This is a genomic window from Shewanella donghaensis, assembly GCF_007567505.1.
Lineage (GTDB): Bacteria > Pseudomonadota > Gammaproteobacteria > Enterobacterales > Shewanellaceae > Shewanella > Shewanella donghaensis.
Genome location: NZ_CP041783.1, coordinates 46037 through 65371 on the forward strand (window position 1 = coordinate 46037; position 19335 = coordinate 65371).

The 19335-nt window shown below is 39.8% G+C and carries 18 protein-coding genes; 8 read left to right on the forward strand and 10 right to left on the reverse strand.

The annotated features are described in order from the left end of the window. Positions 1 to 241 precede the first annotated feature (241 nt). From FPK91_RS00200 to FPK91_RS00215, 4 genes are all read left to right on the forward strand, one after another. The gene (locus FPK91_RS00200) at positions 242 to 514 is read left to right on the forward strand and encodes an HU family DNA-binding protein (protein ID WP_144206566.1); all 273 of its coding nucleotides are present in this window, start codon (positions 242 to 244) and stop codon (positions 512 to 514) included. A 221-nt stretch (positions 515 to 735) separates the two neighbouring features. Next, a complete protein-coding gene (locus tag FPK91_RS00205) occupies positions 736 to 2607 on the forward strand; it encodes a SurA N-terminal domain-containing protein (RefSeq protein WP_144206568.1) in 1872 nt (623 codons plus the stop codon). Between the two features lie 78 nt (positions 2608 to 2685). After that, positions 2686 to 3279 (forward strand): HAD-IB family hydrolase, encoded by a 594-nt coding sequence (locus FPK91_RS00210; RefSeq protein ID WP_144206570.1) that lies wholly within the window; start codon positions 2686 to 2688, stop codon positions 3277 to 3279. Between the two features lie 103 nt (positions 3280 to 3382). Continuing rightward, a complete protein-coding gene (locus FPK91_RS00215; RefSeq protein ID WP_144206572.1) occupies positions 3383 to 4306 on the forward strand; it encodes an AraC family transcriptional regulator in 924 nt (307 codons plus the stop codon). A gap of 26 nt (positions 4307 to 4332) precedes the next feature. On the opposite strand, the gene FPK91_RS00220 is transcribed toward FPK91_RS00215, so the two are convergent. The 3 genes from FPK91_RS00220 to FPK91_RS00230 form a co-directional block, all read right to left on the reverse strand. Continuing rightward, the gene (locus tag FPK91_RS00220) at positions 4333 to 5565 is read right to left on the reverse strand and encodes a DUF819 family protein (protein WP_144206574.1); all 1233 of its coding nucleotides are present in this window, start codon (positions 5563 to 5565) and stop codon (positions 4333 to 4335) included. Between the two features lie 30 nt (positions 5566 to 5595). Beyond that, on the reverse strand, positions 5596 to 6471 hold the full coding sequence (locus FPK91_RS00225; protein ID WP_144206576.1) for a LysR family transcriptional regulator: 876 nt from the start codon (positions 6469 to 6471) through the stop codon (positions 5596 to 5598). Between the two features lie 204 nt (positions 6472 to 6675). Further along, complete coding sequence (locus FPK91_RS00230; RefSeq protein ID WP_144206578.1) at positions 6676 to 7713, reverse strand: porin; 1038 nt, start codon at positions 7711 to 7713, stop codon at positions 6676 to 6678. 334 nt (positions 7714 to 8047) lie between these two features. On the opposite strand from FPK91_RS00230, the gene FPK91_RS00235 reads away from it, so the two are divergent. Beyond that, positions 8048 to 9826 (forward strand): flavocytochrome c, encoded by a 1779-nt coding sequence (locus tag FPK91_RS00235; protein ID WP_144206580.1) that lies wholly within the window; start codon positions 8048 to 8050, stop codon positions 9824 to 9826. Positions 9827 to 10010: 184 nt separating this feature from the next. On the opposite strand, the gene fabV is transcribed toward FPK91_RS00235, so the two are convergent. The 7 genes from fabV to pspF form a co-directional block, all read right to left on the reverse strand. Beyond that, complete coding sequence (gene fabV, locus FPK91_RS00240) at positions 10011 to 11213, reverse strand: enoyl-ACP reductase FabV (protein WP_144206582.1); 1203 nt, start codon at positions 11211 to 11213, stop codon at positions 10011 to 10013. 105 nt (positions 11214 to 11318) lie between these two features. Continuing rightward, a complete protein-coding gene (locus FPK91_RS00245) occupies positions 11319 to 12104 on the reverse strand; it encodes a peptide ABC transporter ATP-binding protein (protein ID WP_144206584.1) in 786 nt (261 codons plus the stop codon). Then, the gene (locus FPK91_RS00250; protein WP_144206586.1) at positions 12085 to 13092 is read right to left on the reverse strand and encodes an oligopeptide/dipeptide ABC transporter ATP-binding protein; all 1008 of its coding nucleotides are present in this window, start codon (positions 13090 to 13092) and stop codon (positions 12085 to 12087) included. The genes FPK91_RS00245 and FPK91_RS00250 overlap by 20 nt, the downstream gene beginning before the upstream one ends. A 3-nt stretch (positions 13093 to 13095) precedes the next feature. Next, entirely contained in the window at positions 13096 to 13986 is an 891-nt protein-coding gene (locus tag FPK91_RS00255) for an ABC transporter permease subunit (RefSeq protein ID WP_144206588.1), read from the reverse strand. Then, on the reverse strand, positions 13973 to 15004 hold the full coding sequence (locus FPK91_RS00260; protein ID WP_144206590.1) for an ABC transporter permease subunit: 1032 nt from the start codon (positions 15002 to 15004) through the stop codon (positions 13973 to 13975). The genes FPK91_RS00255 and FPK91_RS00260 overlap by 14 nt, the downstream gene beginning before the upstream one ends. Then, on the reverse strand, positions 15004 to 16632 hold the full coding sequence (locus FPK91_RS00265; protein WP_144206592.1) for an ABC transporter substrate-binding protein: 1629 nt from the start codon (positions 16630 to 16632) through the stop codon (positions 15004 to 15006). Before FPK91_RS00265 ends, FPK91_RS00260 begins: the two co-directional genes overlap by 1 nt. A gap of 71 nt (positions 16633 to 16703) precedes the next feature. Further along, positions 16704 to 17804: a phage shock protein operon transcriptional activator gene (gene pspF, locus FPK91_RS00270; protein WP_144206594.1), complete on the reverse strand. Its 1101-nt coding sequence runs from the start codon at positions 17802 to 17804 to the stop codon at positions 16704 to 16706. A 178-nt stretch (positions 17805 to 17982) separates the two neighbouring features. On the opposite strand from pspF, the gene pspA reads away from it, so the two are divergent. The 3 genes from pspA to pspC are packed head-to-tail and all read left to right on the forward strand — an operon-like array spanning position 17983 to position 19307. Then, entirely contained in the window at positions 17983 to 18666 is a 684-nt protein-coding gene (gene pspA, locus FPK91_RS00275; protein WP_144206596.1) for a phage shock protein PspA, read from the forward strand. A gap of 19 nt (positions 18667 to 18685) precedes the next feature. Further along, on the forward strand, positions 18686 to 18925 hold the full coding sequence (gene pspB, locus FPK91_RS00280; protein ID WP_144206598.1) for an envelope stress response membrane protein PspB: 240 nt from the start codon (positions 18686 to 18688) through the stop codon (positions 18923 to 18925). After that, a complete protein-coding gene (gene pspC / locus FPK91_RS00285; protein WP_144206600.1) occupies positions 18912 to 19307 on the forward strand; it encodes an envelope stress response membrane protein PspC in 396 nt (131 codons plus the stop codon). The genes pspB and pspC overlap by 14 nt, the downstream gene beginning before the upstream one ends. Positions 19308 to 19335 lie beyond the last annotated feature (28 nt).

Here is a 19335-nt window from a genome sequence, read left to right on the forward strand (position 1 = left end):
TTGAACCCAAAAAATATGAAAAAAGGGCTTAACAAACTGTAAAGCTGTGGTAGCCTAGATAAGTGGAGAGTCAGTTAGCACCAAACCCTTGGCGCGTCTGACTTTGAGCTGTATCCAAGTACAATTTTTTGGTTTTCCAACTAAGTTTGGTGTGGTATCAAACTTATAATAAAAAAGCCTCCGCAGACCGCTCTAAAGACGGATTTGGTTGCGGCGCGAAAATAACATTCAAGGGGATGACATGAACAAATCTGAACTAATCGAGAAAATCGCTTCTGGTGCTGACATTTCTAAAGCAGGCGCAGGCCGTGCACTAGATTCTTTTATCACAGCTGTTACTGAAGCGCTTAAAGATGGTGATAAAATTTCTCTAGTTGGTTTTGGTACTTTTGAAGTACGTCAACGTGCAGAACGTACTGGCCGTAACCCACAGACTGGTGCAGAAATCAAAATTGCAGCAGCAAACATTCCAGCTTTCAAAGCGGGTAAAGCACTAAAAGACGCTGTTAACTAAATAGTTGGTATCGTTGCCTTTTGTAAGGCATTTGTAGAAAGCACTGTTTATCAGTGCTTTTTGCGAGAAAGAACACTGGAATTAACAAGATTAATTTAAGTGTTTGGAGAGATTCGGTCATACCCGAGGTAGCGTCTGATAACTCCGTCTAAATTACAAAAAGGCGCATCCCCAAGTGGTGCGCCTTTTTATTTATTTTATCGCAACAAGCGAGAATTCAGATGTTAGAAAAAATTCGCGAAGGTTCACAAGGTGTCATAGCTAAAAGTATTTTAGTGCTAGTGATTCTTTCGTTCGCATTTGCTGGTGTGAGTAGTTACCTAGGAACATCTACCGATGTTGCTGCTGCCGTAGTTAATGGTGACGAAATTTCCGCTAATGAACTAGAACAAGCATATCAAAATGAACGTGGCCGTTTAGAACAACAGCTAGGTGAAATGTTTGATGCATTATCTGCCGATGATAACTATATGAATGGTATCAAGCAGAATGTATTGGATCGTCTAATTGCTGACAAGTTAATCAGCCAAGCTGCTGAAGACTTAGGTTTACGCGTTTCAGATGAACAAATTAAACAAGCGATTGTTACCGAACCGGCTTTCCAAACGGATGGTGTGTTTGATAACGAACGTTATTTAGCAGTATTACGTCAATTGGGTTACCAAACGGCAAGCTTCAGAAATATGATGCGTGTTGATATGACTCGTCGTCAATTATTGACAGCATTAGTGGGTAGCGAATTTGTCCTTGATGGTGAAGCTAAGCAATTAGCTGAAGTCCAAGGTCAGACACGTGATATTCGTTATTTAATCGTAGATTCAGCGCCTTATTTAGCTTCTGCTACAGCCTCTGCTGATGACATTAAAGCTTATTATGACAGCAATTTAATTCAATTCATGAGCCAAGAGAAAGTTAGCTTAGAATATGTAGAGTTAAATGCTGCTAATATTGCTAAAGGTATCGAAACTTCTGTTGAAGATGCTCGTGAGTTTTACGAAGAAAACCAACAGCAATATCAAACTCCTGAAAAACGTTTAGCGGCACATATATTATTTGCTTCTGGCGATGACAGTGCTGATGAAACTAAAGCTGAAGCTGCACTTGCTAAGCTGCAAGCCGGTGAAGAGTTTGCCGTTGTTGCTAAATCTGACTCTGACGATCAATTCAGCGCTGAGCAAGGTGGTCAACTTGATTGGTTTGAGCAAGGTGTAATGGATCCCGCATTCGATACCGCTTTGTTTGAACTTGAAACGGGTAACTACTCTGAAGTTGTTAAAAGTGAGTTCGGTTATCACATTGTTAAACTACTTGAAGTTCAAACTGGTGCAGCGGCACCATTTGAAGAAGTACAAGACAAAATTGTTAGCGACCTTCAAAACAAGAAAGCAGTAGATGAATTCTATAGCTTACAAAGCATTCTTGCTGATACAAGCTACGAAGTACCTGATACCTTAGATGAAACTGCTAAAGCACTTGATCTTGAAGTACAGACTACGAGCTTATTTTCGCGTGATAATGTTCCAGTTAACTTGAATAAGCCTGACTTAATCAAAGCTGCATTCTCAAACGATGTTATCGGCAGTGGCATGAACAGTGATGTTATTGAGCTAGCGCCTAATCACGTTGTTGTTATTCGCTTACTGAAGCATCAAGATGCGGGTACTTTGCCATTATCTGAGGTTAGCAGTTCTATTGAAGCTCGCTTACAACAAGATAATGCTAACTTTGCCGCAAGTGAGAAAGCAAACGAATACTTAGCGCAACTAAAAGCTGGCACTGAAATTACTGATGTAACGATTGCGACTAAAGAGCAACTAGCTCGATTCAATCAAGATATCGATCAAGCGATCACTGCTAAAGCATTCCAAATAGCCGCTCCTGAAGCAGGCGTTGCATCTTTTGATACAGCTGCTTTAGCTAATGGCTTTGCAGTTATCGCATTGGATAAAGTGAATGCTGCTGAAGGTATTGATGCAACAGTTGTTGAGAGTATTAAGCAACGTCTAGCACCACAATACAGCGAAGCGGATTATCGTTCAGTTATCGAAGCGTTAAAAGCACAAGCAAAAATTGAGTATCCAGTAGTAGAATAAATTTTCTGTTACTAATAAAAGCCAAGGTCTTCCTTGGCTTTTTTTTAAGTTTTTTTTGAGTTCGAGATAAGGATATTTATGAACTTAGCTTTGTTTGATTTTGATGGAACCATTACTGTTGAAGATACCTATACACCATTTATCTATTTGAGTGTGCCCAAATGGCGTCTCGTTGTTTGTTACTTGATTTTAATGCCAATAATATTAGGATTTAAAATTGGTTTCGTTGGTTCATCAACAGCAAGAAAAGCCATATCTAAGTTTGCTTTTATGGGGCGTGATGAACAAACACTAAAGAGCATTGGCGAACAATATGCACTTGGCTTAGATGAACAGATCAATCCGCAAGCTCTGGAACGAATAAAGTGGCATCAACAACAAGGAGACCAAATTGTGGTGGTGTCAGCATCATTAAACTTGTATTTAGCGCCATGGTGTCAGCGTCATGGATTTGATTTAATCTGCGCTGAGTTGAAATCGAATAAGGGCAGGTTGACAGGGCAATATCGAGAAGGTGACTGCTGTGGTGTTGAAAAATCTCGGCGCATTTTACAACAATATTCTATTGAAGATTATGATCAAGTTTTTGCTTATGGCGATACAGAAGAAGATCAATCGATGCTTGATTTAGCCGATATTAGCTTTTATCAATGGCAACAAGTGAAAGGATAAAATCATATACTTGTTAATTGACTTTTGTTGAGCAGTTTTGGCCGTTAGAGTTTTAATGATGACTCTTTTAAAGAATATAATAGCAACGTGTTTAAGGTGAGTGATGAAAGAGCTTAATACCAATTTTGAGAAAGTGCTAAATTATATCGACAATCATTTAAATCAACCATTAGCAATAAACACCTTAGCCCAATTAGCTGAGGTTCCAGAAGCGCATTTTAGTTTTTTATTTTACAGCTTATTTCACACGCGGCCTGAAGATTACATCAGTCTACTCAGAAATATTGAGGCTGCACAAACACTCGGTTTTGATAAAACAGCCGTTATCGCCGAAGTGGCTAAGCAAGCAGGATTTAGTTCCATAGAAGCTTTTACTTTCGCTTTCAGCAACAACATTGGTCAAAGTCCTCAAAACTTTCAAAACAACCCAGATTGGGGTAACTTTTTCGCTAAGCAAAAACCGCTCAGCACATTATCTGAAGGGCATGATAAGTTAACCAACGAGTTAGTAGGGATTGAACTAGTAGAACGAGAGGCGATTGATATTGTCGCGATTGAGCATCGAGGCCCTGAACGTTTTGTGTCTCAGTCAGTTCAATCACTTATCGCATTTAGACAAAAACATCGCTTATCACCATCAACAAGTAGAACATTCAACTTTATCTATGATATTCCTACCTCAAACAAGCTCACAGCAAGCCAAGAGTTATATCGTATCGATATTGGTGCTAGCTTAAGCAAAGAGCAATTAACCTCGTTAGAATCTGTTCTAGCTGATTCAGATCATTTTGTGCATAAGCAGCTTATTCGTAGTGATTACGCGATGTTTACCCATTGCGGCAGTCATAAAGAGCTGCATGCGAAAATAAAGTTCTTATACAGCGAATGGTTACCTCATAGTGGTAAAAGGCTGACTCATTTGCCGCTTATATTTGAACGTTTAGATATAGTCGCCTCAACAAGCGAAACGACACTTGATGCAAATAAAGACAAAGTTCATTTAACGATTTTTTTACAAGTGGATTAAATAGCAGGTGTTGTTTGAAGTACTTTTTAATGTGAAACAAAGCGCATCATTTCTGCGCAAATCCATGCCATATAAGTCGCCCATGCATAGCCAAACACTGAGAACATAATTGCGATAGGGGCTAGCGAGCGATGAAAAGCCATTGCCACAACAGGTGAAGATGCAGCGCCGCCAATGCAACATTGACTGGCCAAAGCCATATAAGCCACTGGTGCTTTCATCAATAAGCCGACAATGATGACAAAGCTGGCATGAATTGTTAACCAGATAAACCCAATAACGAAATATACTGGAAAATCATCAATCATGGTTAAGTCCATTTTTAATCCCATACTGGCAATCAGTAAGTACAGCATTACGGTAGAGACTTTAGAGGCGCCTACTGATTCTAAATTTCTTACTTTAGTATGTGATAAAGCAATGCCAACACTGGTGACAATGATAATCAGCCAGAAGAAGTTTGAGGTTAAGCTAAATTTTTCTGTCTCTGGATAGTGTTCTGCAAAATAGGGGGCGAGAAAATCTGCTCCCATATGCGCTAACCCGGTGACCCCAAATGCAACGCTAAATATCAGCATATAATCTGTTAGGTTTGGTGTTTTTTGTTCGCAGCTTAAGCTGTTTTCTGTTTTATCAATTAGCTTTTCAAATTGCCGTAAATCTGCACCAGTAACACTATCGATAGTTTTCGCGTGATTGGCACAAATGAGCAAAAATGACATCCAAATTGCTGAAAACACGACATTGACTGAAATCATAATGGCAAACAGGTTATCTTTAACCTGATAAATTTCTTTCATGGCGATTTGGTTAGCTGTGCCTCCAACCCAGTTAGCTGCAAGTGTTGCCATTCCGCGCCAAGCAGCATCACCCCCAAGCCAATTAATTGAATCCGGTGCAAACTTTGCAAACAGCAATAAAGTTATTGGTCCACCAACAATAATCCCTAAACTGGCAATTAAAAACAGCAAAACAATCTTTGGGCCTAATAGTAGAATTGATTTAATGTCCACACTGAGGATTAACAAAGTTAGGCAAGCAGGCATCAGATAATTTGAGGCAACGGTATGAAGCTGGCTTTGGGATGAATCGACAATATCAAATGTGTTTAAAAAAGAGGGCAATACATAAACCATCACCATAACTGGAATATAGCGATATAAGCCTTTAAAAAAAGGGTGTGACAGTTGGCTAGTATAAAAAACAGCGCCAATAATGGTTGCCAAAAGGCCAAGAATAATAGGATCTTGAGAAATCATTTAAGTTGGCAACCTATTAAGATAAATGGTTTATTGATTACAGAAATTAATAAACTCGCTGAGTAACGGTGTTAATGATTCATCATTACGCCAAATTGACCAATAGTTTCTTTGGAAATCCCATTCAGGTAAGTCTAATTCAACCAGCTCACCGCTGACGATTTCTTCCGTAACTGCTAAAAATGGCAAAACACTCACACCGATCCCAGTACCAATGGCACGTTTAATCGCCCCCATCGTATTCATTGATAGCTCTTGGCTAATACTGATTTTGGCACTTTTTAATAATTGGGTATTTCTAAGCCTTGAAACAGACATGGTTTCGTCCATAATCCAAAGTTCTTGGGACAGTAATTCTGAGGTTATCGTTTCAGTAACAAGCGGGTTATCAGAGCCTGTAACGATACATAATCTGTCTTTTAGCCACTGTTCATACTGTAAATTATTTAGCCCAGGTTTTGCATCTACAAAGCCCAAATCGAGTTCTTTTTCCGAAACCATTTTTTCAATGGTCAAACTATTATTAATGACTAATTTGATATCTACAGATGGGTGCTGTTTTTTAAATAAAGGTATCTTTCTAGATAGAATATAATTACCAGCCGTTTTACTACTGCCAACTTTTATGGTTCCACCAATGGCACTTCGCTCTGCAAACATTTGTTCTAACTGATTACTTTTCGAAAGCATTTCATTGGCATAAGGCAGGATAACTTCACCATTATCATTAATCGTTAAGCCATTGCTACTTCTCTCAAATAGACGCGTACCCAATGAACCTTCTAAATCTTTTAATGCCATACTGACAGCAGGAACTGACATGTGTAAGGTTTTGGCTGCTTTGGATATTTGGCCATTGATGTGGATAGCTTTAAATATTGACAGTTGTTTCAATGTAATTTTCATAGCTAACTATTCTTATGGATTCATCACAATTATAACGACTTAAACACAAACTGTTGCAATCTGTTGCGGTAGTTTTTGAATTTTGTAGGTGAGGTCAAATTAATGCTAGATATTGGCTATAGATGATGGACCTTGCTTTAGTAATGTAAATCGCCTCAACAGGTGATTTACATTACATTGTGGTTGTAACATTGATTTCAATTACTAGAAATCGTATCTAACACCGACAGTGAATATGTTGTCATCTTCTAGTTGAATGAGAGGTCCTGTATTCGCCACTCTATATTCACCTTCGTAAGTGGCAAAATGCCCAAATATCATGGTTGATTTTGAGATTCGATAATCAGCGCCAATGACAAAAGAGCTAATATCGACATCTGTCGCTTCATTGTATTGAGCAGTTGTAGATTGGCTATTATTTTTAAAGAATTTACCAAATCCCGCTTCGTCTTTGCCAAATTCAGTTTTAAAATTAATCCCATTCCAATGATAAATAGCACTGATGAAATAAGAGTTACCTTCTTTATCACTGTAGGTTTGGCTTTCAGAATTTTGGAATAAACCGCCGAGTTTGACGTTACCTAATTTGACTTGTGCCACCGCTCGATAGGCATCGACGCCGTCAATGGTATTATATGCTGCAGCAACATAGTATTGCTGTTTCTTAAGCTTCTTATCGCCAATGGTCATGCTTACTGCATATTGGTCTTCGTTTGAATCGTAGTTGTCTTCCATTAAATACGTGGCATTAAAGGTGACTAGATCTGCCATTTTTGGTGAGTAATAGGTAATGCCATCGGCTTTACGGACTTGACCTGCAATCATCCTGTTATAAGCAGCATTTGTTAGCGCGAATGCTTCAGCAGTCCCTTTTGAGGTTTTCATTACCGTGTCATTACGACCCACCAATACAGTACCTATGTTACTTTTTATACCTAAATAGGTATTTCTTGGCTTAAATAAATCATCATCTGCTTCGTTCGTGGCAGCGTTGACTTGAACTTCAACTTTATAAAGTATTTCAATATCTTCTGATATTTTTTCACTGCCTTTCACGCCTAAACGAGAAAAATTATTTTCAAGTACAGTACCTGACTTTTTATTTTGTGTTGTAAATCCGTTATCGGATTCTGTAACAGCCATTTCAAAGCGACCATAAAATTGCGGTGACTCAGCAAAGGCTGAAAAAGAACTTGCTGATAGTACTGATAATACGGTAAGTGACACTAGTGATTTTTTCATATTCAATCTCATCTCAAATTTAAGTATATTATTCAGTGCTTTGTTTTATTTTTGTCACTGAAATATGACTAACAAATAAGTAAGTAACTGCGAATTAAGTCACCCACCTGATGTTAATAATCTGAGAGCAATAATAGAGATGAATTGTTGATAGGAATTTTATCTAGGTCACAGCTGTTGCTTTTATGTAGCGTTTTAAGTTTATTTTAAGCCTGTTTCATTAAATCTTAACCAAATGACAAAGTTGACCTAAGTCTAAGTTTGGCTATTCCTTTATGAGTATTCTTTGCTGCAACAAAACAAGTTGTAAGAACAATACTTAGAGGTATGAACAATGAAAATGAAATACTTGGTTTCAGCGATGGCAGTGATGATGCTTTCTTCTGGTGCTGCAGTGGCTAAAGGTAATGACTTAGCATCTTTCCATACAGATATGGGCGGGTGTGAGTCTTGTCACGTTACTGGCAAAATGAAAGACATCAAAAAATCGATGACTGATAGCCAAACACATGAGAATGCTCAGTGTCAGGATTGTCACGGCGGATACGCTGATTTGGTTAATGACAAATTAGAATTTGACCCACACGCTTCTCACTTAGGTGAAATCAACTGTACTTCTTGTCACTCTGGTCATGCTAAAGCTGAATTAACCTGTAATAACTGCCATAACTTTGAAATGGAAATGCCATTCTCCGAAGCTAAAGCGAAGAAAAAGTGGGATGCGGGTTGGAACCAAGAAAAAATTCAAAAAGCGATTACTAAAGGTCCAGTAGAAACGGTTGATGTGATTGTTGTTGGCGGCGGTAGTGCGGGTTTTAACGCAGCGATTTCTGCAAAAATGGCAGGTGCTAACGTTGTTCTATTTGAAAAAGCCCCTTATACCGGCGGTAACTCTATGCTAGCAGCTGGCGGTATTAACGCAGTTGGTACACCTCAGCAAAAAGCAAAAGGTATTAAAGATTCAGTTGATTGGTATGCAGAAGATGCCATGAAAGGTGGCCGTTATAAAAATGACCCTAAATTAGTGCAAATTCTTGCTGAAGAATCAGCTGGCGCCGTAGCTTGGCTTGAGTCTTTAGGTGCCAACATGGACGACTTAAAACGTTCTGGTGGTGCTCGAGTTGAAAGAACCCATCGTCCATCAGGCGGTGCGTCAGTTGGACCACACATTATTGATACTTTACGTAAAGCTGCAATTGAACGTGATATTGAAGTACGTGTTAACTCACGTGTTGAGAAAGTTGTGTTAAATGATGATAAATCAATTGCTGGCGTTGTTGTTCACGGCCGTCACAGTGGTTACAACATGGTGGCTGCAGATTCTGTCGTGCTTGCTACTGGTGGTTATGGCATGAATAAACAAATGGTGGCTTACTATCGTCCTACAATGAAAGACATGACCAGTTCAAACAACGTTACTGCAACCGGTGATGGTGTATTACTTGCCAAAGAAATTGGCGCTTCAATGACTGATATTGATTGGGTTCAAGCTCACCCAACAATCGGTAAAGACAGCCGTATCTTAATTTCTGAAACTGTTCGTGGTGTGGGCGCGATTATGGTGAACACCGATGGCCAACGCTTTATTAGTGAACTAACCACCCGTGACCGCGCGTCTGATGCGATTTTAAAGCAGAAAGATCAATATGCTTGGTTAGTTTTTGATGAGCAATTGGTGGAGAAAAAGAAAATGGTACGCGGCTACGAACATTTAGGTATGTTAAGTAAAGCGAACACCATTGAAGAGTTAGCTAAAATCACTGGCATGAGCCAACTATCTAAAACAGCTGCAGATTACAACAAGTATCAAGCTGCGGGTAAAGATGACGCATTCGGTCGTGAAGATATGCCAATTAACTTAAGCAAAGCTCCATTCTACGCAGTTAAAGTTGCCCCTGGTATCCATCACACTATGGGTGGTGTTGCTGTGGATACTGATGCAAACGTACTTAACTTACAAAGCTGGAAAATGGACGGTTTATTTGCAGCAGGTGAGGTGACAGGTGGTTTACATGGTCACAACCGTTTAGGTGGTAACGCGATTGCTGAAACTGTAGTGTTCGGGCGTAAAGCCGGTGAGAATGCTGCTAAACACGCACTAGAAAAGAAGTAAACCTTAGATAAATTTTCATCATCCCTGATATCCCCAAAGGCCAAGTCTCATCAGCTTGGCCTTTTTTTGTACCTTAATAACTAATTAGGCAGATATAACTACTTTGATATAATTGAATAAGGGATCTGCAGACAAAAAAAACCAAGCCCTTGGCTTGGTTTTTATCAGTTTTGAAATTTAACAGTTATAAACTGACAACATCAAAAGTCACGTTAGGATTAACGTCTGCATCATAATCAATACCGTCAATTCCGAAACCAAATAGTTTCAAGAACTCTTCTTTATATTCATTATAATCTGTCAGCTCTGCTAGGTTTTCTGTAGTCACATCAGCCCACAGTTCACGACAATGCTTCTGAATTTCTTCGCGTAATTCCCAATCATCTAGGCGAAGACGGTTTTCTGAATCTGTTTCTGCAGCTTGTCCATCAGCGCGAAATAATCGCTCGCTGAACATGCGGTAAATTTGATCCATGCAGCCTTCATGAACACCTTCTTCACGCATTTTCTTAAAGACCATCGCGATATATAAAGGCATGACTGGAATAGCTGAACTTGCTTGAGTAACGACACTCTTAAGCACTGCAACGTTTGCTGAACCACCAGTCTTTGCTAATTTCTCATCTAAGGCATGTGCAGCGCGATCTAAATCCATCTTGGCTTTACCCAAAGCACCATGCCAGTAAATAGGCCAAGTAATTTCAGTGCCAATGTAGCTATAAGCTACGGTTTTACAATTATCAGCTAAAACACCAGCATCACTTAAGGCGCTCATCCATAATTCCCAGTCTTCACCACCCATGACGGTAACTGTGTCGGCAATTTCTTGTTCGGTTGCTGGTTCTACAGATGTTTCAATGATGGTGTTTTTGTTGGTATCTACTGCAGTCGCAGTATATTTTTCACCAATTGGCTTAAGTGATGAGCGGATCACTTCACCCGTATCAGGTAGTTTACGAACAGGAGAGGCTAAAGAATAAACCACCATATCAATCTGGCCGAGGTCTTCTTTAATTAACTCAATGACTTTTTGTTTTGCTTCATGACTGAATGCATCACAATTTATGCTTTTTGAATATAAGCCTTCAGCTTTAGCAAATTTGTCAAAGTAAGCTGAATTGTACCAACCTGCAGTGCCTGGCTTAGTTTCCGTGCTTGGCTTTTCAAAGAATACACCGATGGTCGCAGCGTCACTTCCGAATGCTGAAGCAATTCGAGAAGACAAACCATAACCACTTGAAGAGCCGACAACTAATACCTTTTTAGGGCCATTAGCAATTTTGCCTTTCGCTTTAGTTAATTCAATTTGTTCTTTCACATTTGCTTCACAACCAACAGGGTGAGTTGTTGTACAGATAAAGCCACGTGTCTTAGGTTTAATTATCATAATTTCTTTTCTTCCTTTAACAATCGCCCTAGGATAAATAGTTAGTCACCTAAATGGCACTGATTTTTAATAAATATGGGTAAATAACTCAGTGGTTGGAGCAGTTTAGCGTTTTGCCGAGAGTTGAGCTTGCTCAGAAATTAACCGTCGAGTGTATGCTTCTTGTGGATTAGTAAACAACTCTTCGGTAGTCGTTTTTTCAACTAAACATCCTTTTTTTAATACCATAACCTTGTCGCTAAAGTGACGCACAATATTTAAATTATGGGTCACAAATACATAAGATAAGCCCATCTCTTTCTGTAATTTAAGTAACAAGTTAAGTATTTGAGAGCGTACTGATAAATCTAATGAAGCCAGTGCTTCATCTGCAATAATAATTTTGGGGTTAAGCATCAATGCTCTAGCCACTGCAACACGCTGTTTTTGACCTTCAGATACCATATGGGGATAAAAGCTGGCATGTTCTGGCAGTAAGCCAACTTTTCTTAATGTATCGGTGACCTGTGCTATGCGTTCAGCAGCTGACAAGTTTGTATTAAACCTCAACGGCTCTTCGAGCAAACTGCCAATAGTGAGTCTCGGGTTCAGTGATGTATTAGGATCTTGAAAAATCATTCTTATTGAGCGGCTACGCTGTTTGAAATTGCGCGCTTCTAATGCCTCTCCTTCAAATAATATCTCACCGGTAGTGCGTGGCTCTGCACCAACCAATATTCTCGCTAAGGTACTTTTACCTGAACTCACTTCACCAACAACCGCTAAGGTTTGTCCGCGCTCTAACTCGAACGAAATCGGCGAAAGAGCCTGGTTATATTGAGCTTTGAAACTCTTATAACCAGTGAAGTAGCGTTTACTTAACCCATTTACTTTAAGTAATGGAGTTGTCATCTTCTACCTCATTTTGATATGGGAAGTGGCAGGCGAAATAGCGATCTTTTTCATGGACTAAACTGGGTTGAATTACGCATGACCGCTCAGCATCTGGGCAACGAGGTCCAAGCCTGCAACCTGCTGGTAAATGTTGCAATGATGGCGAAGAACCTTGCAGGGAAGGTAAGTAAGCTTTGTGGCGCATTTGACCTGTATGATCAGGTAAGTTTTTAAATAAGGCTTTAGTGTATGGGTGATAGGGTTGCTTCACTAACTCGCCTACTGGGCCAGACTCCATGATTTGACCGCTGTATAAAATACTAATGCGATCACACCATTTTACTAATGTCTCTAAATCGTGACTGACTAATAGAATAGACACATTTTGCAGTTGGTTTAATTGGGATAGCAGCCTAAAAATCTGTGCCTGAGTTTTTAACTCCATGGCATTTGTGGGCTCATCGGCAATAAGTAACTTAGGGTAATTGGCTACGGCCATGGCAATCATGACCTTTTGACATTCACCTTCAGAAAGCTCCCACGGATAACTTTTCATTATTGCTTTAGGGTTTTTAATGCCCACTTTGTGAAGCCATTTTTGCGCAGTAAGATTAGTGTCTTTTGCTCTTCGCCAAAAGGGCACGGCTTTATTGGGTGTTAACGACTCGATTAATTGACTGCCAATGGTTTTTACAGGATCCAAGCTACCCGATGGATCTTGAAAAATCATGGTCATATCACAACCCATTAAACTGCGGCGTTGCTTTTTACTCATCTCAAGTAAATTCTGACCATCCCACATCATCCGATCTGCAATAATTCTCCAATTGGGGCCTAAGACACCCAAAATGGCTTTTGCTAATAAGCTTCTGCCTGAGCCTGACTCTCCGACTAAACCATGTATTTCACCTGGATTGATGGTCAGACTGACCTTCTCAAGCACTTTAACAGTGCCTTGGGGGGTATCGAGTTCAATGGTGAGGTTTCTTATATCAAGTAATGGCATAAGCTAATTTCTTATCGGCGCTAATGCCGAGCGTAATCCGTCACCCACTAAATTAATGGATAACACGGTAAATAAGATCGCAAGACCCGGGATTGTAATCGACCAAGGTGCTATTAAAAGGCTGTTCAAACCTTGGTGTATCATCGCGCCCCATTCAGGACTTGGAGCTTGGGCTCCGAGGTTAAGAAAACCTAAAGCGGCAATGTCCAAAATAGCCACTGAAATCGCGATGGTAGTCTGGATTATCACGACCTCCCAGACGTTGGGCATAATGACGTACCAAAAAATTTGTAACTGACTCGCTCCGTCAAGTTTTGCTGCAATCACGTACTCTTTTTGCAGTTCTTCATGAATCGCTTGATGAATGGCTCGGACAAATTGCGGCGTCAAAGCAATACCAACAGCCCAGAATATGTTGCTTAATCCAGGGCCTGTTACCGCGACCACCAAAATAGCTAATAATAAAGATGGAATCGACAGGAGTGCATCGAGTAAATGACCTAGAATACTGGATTTTAAGCCTCGCATCATGCCTGATAGTGAACCGATAACGAAGCCTACTATCAATGCAAACAGCACGACTACTAATGACATTCCAAAGGTCAATCTCACACCGTGGAGTATACGGCTAAATAAATCTCGGCCTAAATCATCAGTACCTAGAAAATGGGATACATGGCCTAATGCATCCCAAGAGGGCGGTAGCAATATGACTTCAGGGTTTTGCATTTCAGGTGGGAAAGGGGCAAGTATTGGACCTAATAACACTAACAGCAATAAAAATATAACCGCCCATAACCCAGCAACTGCAAAGGGATTACTGGCGAAGGCTTTCCATAACTGCCACATTGGAGAAACAATGTGTTCTTCCTGGTAAATCTTATTTGTTTGCATACAATTCTTTCCTATTAATCGGGTTAATAGTGGTATGCACTAAATCAATCACAATACTCAAAAAGATAATTAACAATGATACTGAAAGAATACCTGCCTGAATGACGGTGTAATCTCGTTGGTAAATACCGGCAATGAGCCATGTGCCAACACCGGGCCAAGAAAATATGACCTCAACCACAATACCGTAACTTGCAAATGAACCTAGCATTAAACCAAAGGCTTTTAGCACTGGGATGAGTGCATTCGGTAAGGCATGTTTTATTAATATACTGTAGGTATTGAGCCCCCGAGCCTCTGCTGCACGGATGTAAGTTTGGGTCATAACCGTCATCATCGCTTGTCTGGTGTTACGTACTACTACAGTAAAAGGCAATACCGCCAAAGTAACGGCAGGTAAAATGATATGCAAAAGTGCATCTTTAAACGCTGAAATACGATAGCTTTCCGTCGAAAGCAAAGTATCAATAAGCATAAAGCCGGTTACCGGTTCAATTTCATAAAGTAAGTTAATTTGTCCTGATATTGGCAGCCATTCTAGCCTTACCCCAAACCACAGAGATAAGGTTAATCCTAACCAAAAAACGGGAATGGAGTAGCCTGTCAGCGTTAATGCCAAAATACTACGCTGTATTGACTTACTTTCACTGAGGGAGGCAAGTACACCTAGTGGCACGCCAAAGAAAACCGCTATAACACCGGCAAAAAGTGATAGCTCAAAAGAAGCTGGTAATACACTTTGGAGTTCAGTGGCAACACTTTGTTGAGAGTTAACTGAAATACCGAAATCACCAGATAACCGTTGAGATAAATACGCGATGAACTGATTCAATTGATTGCTTTCGAGTTTATAGTCTTCAACCGTTTGAATTTGTTGTTCCACTGATGGGAATTGCACACCCGTTAAGGCATACCCCTTATCAACCGGGAACATTCCTGTAGCAAAAAATAAAACCGCAATCATCACTAATGAGGTGGCAAAAAATAAATTAATCCGTCTTAAGAAGTAACGCCACATTAGGGTTGTTTCTCCTGTTGTTTTAGTACCACATTAGATAAAGATATTCCGCCATAAGAATTGAGGTTTTTAGCTGACACCGAAGTATTTTTCAGTATGAGCTTTCTGGCATGGGCAATATTGACCAAGGGGACTTGTTGATGAATGATTTTTTCAGCCTCTTGATAAAGGATTTTTCTTGCAGCTTTAGATTGAGTTGCCTTGGCTTGTGTCAGTACTGAGTCTAATTCTGACGAACACCATTTAGAGCGATTATTATTTGACTCATTTGCGCTGCAGCTGAGTAGCGGCGTGAAAAAATTATCAGGATCAGTGTTATCAGCATTCCAACCGATTAAAACAGAGTCGTAATCATTTGAAATGAGTTTTTGTGAAAAAACGCTCCAGTCATAACTGACAATATTGACAGTGACGCCAATTTTAGCCAAATCAGCTTGTATCAATTCGGCTGTTATTAATGCATTTGGGTTATAGATACGAACGACAGGCATTGCCCAAATATCAAATGATAGATTGCTGACTCCAGCCTCTTTTAGTAGCTGCTTTGCTTCTTCAGGATTGTATTCATTACTGTCCAGAGCCTCTGAATATGCCCAAGAGTTTGGTGGCAACATGCCTGTCGCAGCATCAGCGGTATCATGGTATACCACATCTAAAATATTCTGTTTATCAATGGCGTGAGCAAGGGCATGTCGAACCCTAACATCATCAAGTGGCGGCTTTTGGGTGTTAAAAGCCCAAAATGCAACGTTCAACCCAGGTTTACTACTGAGTTCTAGGTGTTTGTGTTTCTTGATAACCGCTAGTTCATTGGGTTTAGGTAATGCCGAAATTTGACAGTCTTTGGTGATGATTTTTGCTAATCGACTCGTACTCTTAGGGGTTATATCGAAAACAAGCAGATCTATTTTAGCGGGTTCTCCCCAGTAATATTGATTACGCTTAAAGCGGATATATTCATTTTTGACGTAACCCGCGAGATAGAAGGGTCCCGTTCCTACGGCAAAATAATCAATATTTTCAGGTGTCCCTTTTTGTAGCTGTTGCTGTGCATATTCGGCAGAAAGAATGACAGCGAAATCAGTGGCTAGATTAGCTAAAAATGATGCATCTTTATTCGCCAAATGAAATACCACTTCGTAATCATTAACTTTTTCAATGTTTGTTACTAGGTTTGAAAAGCCAATACTTTGGAAAAAGGGATAGCCCGTGCGACTGACAAGGTGATAAGGGTGTTTAGTATCAATAATGCGGTTAAATGAAAATAATACATCGTCAGCATTGAAGGGGCGAGATGGGCTAAAAATGTCGCTATATTGGAATTGCACACCTTGGCGTAAAATGAAATGATATTTCAAACCATCATCAGAAACGGTCCATTGAGTAGCAAGCCCAGCAGTAAAGTCAGAAGAGTCGTTATTATAATCAAGAAGGCGATTATAGAGCTGATGAGAGCTCGCATCTATGGTGGTGCCGGAAGTCACCAGTTGGGGGTTAAATGTTTCTGGGTTGCCTTCTGAACAATAAACAATGCCAGAAGGGACATTTAACTCTCCACAACCCGTTATCAATAAAGACAATAAGCACATTAGTGTTGCCGGGAACCAGCGTTCTAGTTTATCACGCATTTTATTATCATTATTTTAGACTCTGAGAGACTATTTTAGCAGTGTTAATAACTTAGGAGCAAATATCACACTCATGCTTTTTCAAGTAAATTGTATTTTTTCAATATCCCACGTAATTGGTGATAACTTAAGTTAAGCATTTCCGCGGTTTTCTTCTGATTATATTGGCTTTCAGCTAACGCTCTTTTAAGTAACTCGACCTCGTAATTTTCAGTGTGATCCTTAAAGTCCAATGGAAAGCTGATTGCTAAGGGTTGAGCTTGGTTTAAGTCTGCTGTATCAATTGCTTCAGACTGGTTGATGTCTGCTGGAGCTTGTTGGCTAGGCGCGTGATCATTGGTTGAACTTGCTTGTTGTCTTTCCCTAGTTTTAACTCTAGACATAGGGCGATAAGGTGAAGCAAATGGATCGACAATAATATGATCGATTTCTTCGCCATCAGATCCACGGCGATAAACACTTCGCTCAACCACGTTTTTGAGTTCACGGATATTACCTGGCCAACGATGTGACATGAGTTGCTCTATCGCCACGGGGCTAAAACCAGTAAAGAACTCTAAGCCCAGTTGTCTTGCCATGCTGATAGCAAAGTATTCCGCTAATGGCATGATATCTTCTGTACGGCAGCGCAGTGGCGGTAGGGTAATAACATCAAATGCTAAGCGATCGAGCAAATCAGCCCTGAATTCCCCATTTTCAGCTAAAGAAGGTAAATCTTCATTGGCTGCACAAATTAGTCTGACGTTTGTTCTAACGGTTTTACTGCCGCCAACACGCTCAAACTCGCCGTATTCGATTACTCGCAATAACTTTTCTTGAATTAAACCTGAGGTATTAGCAAGCTCATCTAAAAACAGCGTCCCTTCATCTGCACGTTCAAAGCGGCCTTCATGCTTGCCTTTAGCACCGGTAAAGGCGCCAGACTCATGACCAAATAGCTCACTTTCTAGTAATGACTCACTTAGTGATGAACAATTTAGTTTTATAAATTCTTGGTCCCAACGGGCTGAAAGATAATGCAAACGTTCTGCAATAAGTTCTTTTCCCGTTCCGCGCTCACCGATAATGAGTACCGGCTTCGAAAGGGGGGCTACTTTGGACACATGTTCTAAAACTTCTAATAAAGCATTAGATTGTCCGATAAGATTATCTTGCTCAAATTGTCTAGGCACTGTAATTTTTAGTCTATTACGCTAACAAGTGGTGAAAATCATAATAGTTGGCTAAAGCTACAAAAGGAAGTAAAAGTTAATAAATTGGTTAACTAGTTGAAAAATAAAGCTTTTAAAAAGTTGGCATGACTTGTGTATTATATTCTTCGACATTAACAATATATTTGAGGAAAACATTATGGGAATCTTTTCACGCTTTGCAGATATCATTAATTCTAACATCAGCGCTTTATTAGATAAGGCTGAAGACCCAGAAAAAATGGTTCGTCTGATTATTCAGGAAATGGAAGATACGTTAGTTGAAGTACGTTCTACATCTGCAAAAGTATTAGCAGAAAAGAAAGAGTTACTAAGACGTATTAGCCGTGTGCAAGAACAAGTCATCGATTGGCAAACTAAAGCTGAATTAGCTTTATCGAAAGATAGAGAAGACTTAGCAAAAGCAGCGTTAGTTGAAAAACAAAAGACAGTCGCATTATTAGAAACACTTGAGATGGAACTTCAAGTTGTAGAAGAGCACATTGCTCGTCTAAAACAAGAAGTTGAGCAACTACAAGAGAAGCTTAATGATGCAAGAGCACGTCAAAAGACCATTATCATGCGTAAGCAAACTGCCACTTCGCGTTTAGAAGTAAAAAAGCAGCTTGATTCAAGCAAAATTGATGATGCAATGGTGAAGTTCGAACAATATGAACGTCGCGTTGAAGGATTAGAGTCACAAGTTGAAGCTTATGATTTAGGCAAGAAAGGTAATCTTGCAGATGAATTTGCCGCACTTGAAGCTGAAGATTCAGTCAATGATGAGTTCGAAGCATTAAAAGCGAAAGTTAAAGCTAAATCACAACCTAAATCAAACAAGTAAACTTTTTCAGAGGTGAGTTATGGATATGGATCTTCTTATTGCCCCAATCATTATATTTTTAGTTATTGTGGCGCCTATCTGGTTGATTCTTCATTATCGCAGTAAGCGACAAGTGAGTCAGGGGCTCACTGAGGCGGAGTTTACTCAATTAAACGATTTAATTGCTCAAGCAGATAAAATGGGCCAACGAATCGAAACATTGGAAGCTATTTTAGATACAGAGGCACCTGAGTGGAGGGGTAAAGATGAACAAAGCTAACGGTCGTACTTTATACCGCATCCCCAAAACAGGTAAAATATCAGGCGTATGTGCAGGGATTGCAGATTACTTTAACTTTGAGACATGGTTAGTACGTGTCTTAGCCATTTCAATTTTGTTATTGGGCGGTGGAGGACCAGTAGTCGTTATCTACGTTGCATTGTGGATGATACTGGATATCAAACCTGAAAGTACAACACATGCTAAAGGCCATAAAGATATTGAAGTGAAGAAAAAAGTTTGGCAGGCAGGAGAGCCAGCAAAGCGCGCTCTACATGATGTAAATAGTCAGTTTTATGCACTCGAGATTAGATTGCAGCGACTTGAGCGACATGTCACTTCAGATAATTTTGATTTGAAAAGAGAAATTAACAATCTTTAACTCGATTCAAACTAATATCTTCATATAA

Coding starts and splice junctions, on each gene's coding strand:
- FPK91_RS00200 (WP_144206566.1), top strand. CDS start 242: ATGAACAAATCTGAACTAATCGAGAAAATCGCTTCTGGTGCTGACATT.
- FPK91_RS00205 (WP_144206568.1), top strand. CDS start 736: ATGTTAGAAAAAATTCGCGAAGGTTCACAAGGTGTCATAGCTAAAAGT.
- FPK91_RS00210 (WP_144206570.1), top strand. CDS start 2,686: ATGAACTTAGCTTTGTTTGATTTTGATGGAACCATTACTGTTGAAGAT.
- FPK91_RS00215 (WP_144206572.1), top strand. CDS start 3,383: ATGAAAGAGCTTAATACCAATTTTGAGAAAGTGCTAAATTATATCGAC.
- FPK91_RS00220 (WP_144206574.1), bottom strand. CDS start 5,565: ATGATTTCTCAAGATCCTATTATTCTTGGCCTTTTGGCAACCATTATT.
- FPK91_RS00225 (WP_144206576.1), bottom strand. CDS start 6,471: ATGAAAATTACATTGAAACAACTGTCAATATTTAAAGCTATCCACATC.
- FPK91_RS00230 (WP_144206578.1), bottom strand. CDS start 7,713: ATGAAAAAATCACTAGTGTCACTTACCGTATTATCAGTACTATCAGCA.
- FPK91_RS00235 (WP_144206580.1), top strand. CDS start 8,048: ATGAAAATGAAATACTTGGTTTCAGCGATGGCAGTGATGATGCTTTCT.
- fabV (WP_144206582.1), bottom strand. CDS start 11,213: ATGATAATTAAACCTAAGACACGTGGCTTTATCTGTACAACAACTCAC.
- FPK91_RS00245 (WP_144206584.1), bottom strand. CDS start 12,104: ATGACAACTCCATTACTTAAAGTAAATGGGTTAAGTAAACGCTACTTC.
- FPK91_RS00250 (WP_144206586.1), bottom strand. CDS start 13,092: ATGCCATTACTTGATATAAGAAACCTCACCATTGAACTCGATACCCCC.
- FPK91_RS00255 (WP_144206588.1), bottom strand. CDS start 13,986: ATGCAAACAAATAAGATTTACCAGGAAGAACACATTGTTTCTCCAATG.
- FPK91_RS00260 (WP_144206590.1), bottom strand. CDS start 15,004: ATGTGGCGTTACTTCTTAAGACGGATTAATTTATTTTTTGCCACCTCA.
- FPK91_RS00265 (WP_144206592.1), bottom strand. CDS start 16,632: ATGCGTGATAAACTAGAACGCTGGTTCCCGGCAACACTAATGTGCTTA.
- pspA (WP_144206596.1), top strand. CDS start 17,983: ATGGGAATCTTTTCACGCTTTGCAGATATCATTAATTCTAACATCAGC.
- pspB (WP_144206598.1), top strand. CDS start 18,686: ATGGATATGGATCTTCTTATTGCCCCAATCATTATATTTTTAGTTATT.
- pspC (WP_144206600.1), top strand. CDS start 18,912: ATGAACAAAGCTAACGGTCGTACTTTATACCGCATCCCCAAAACAGGT.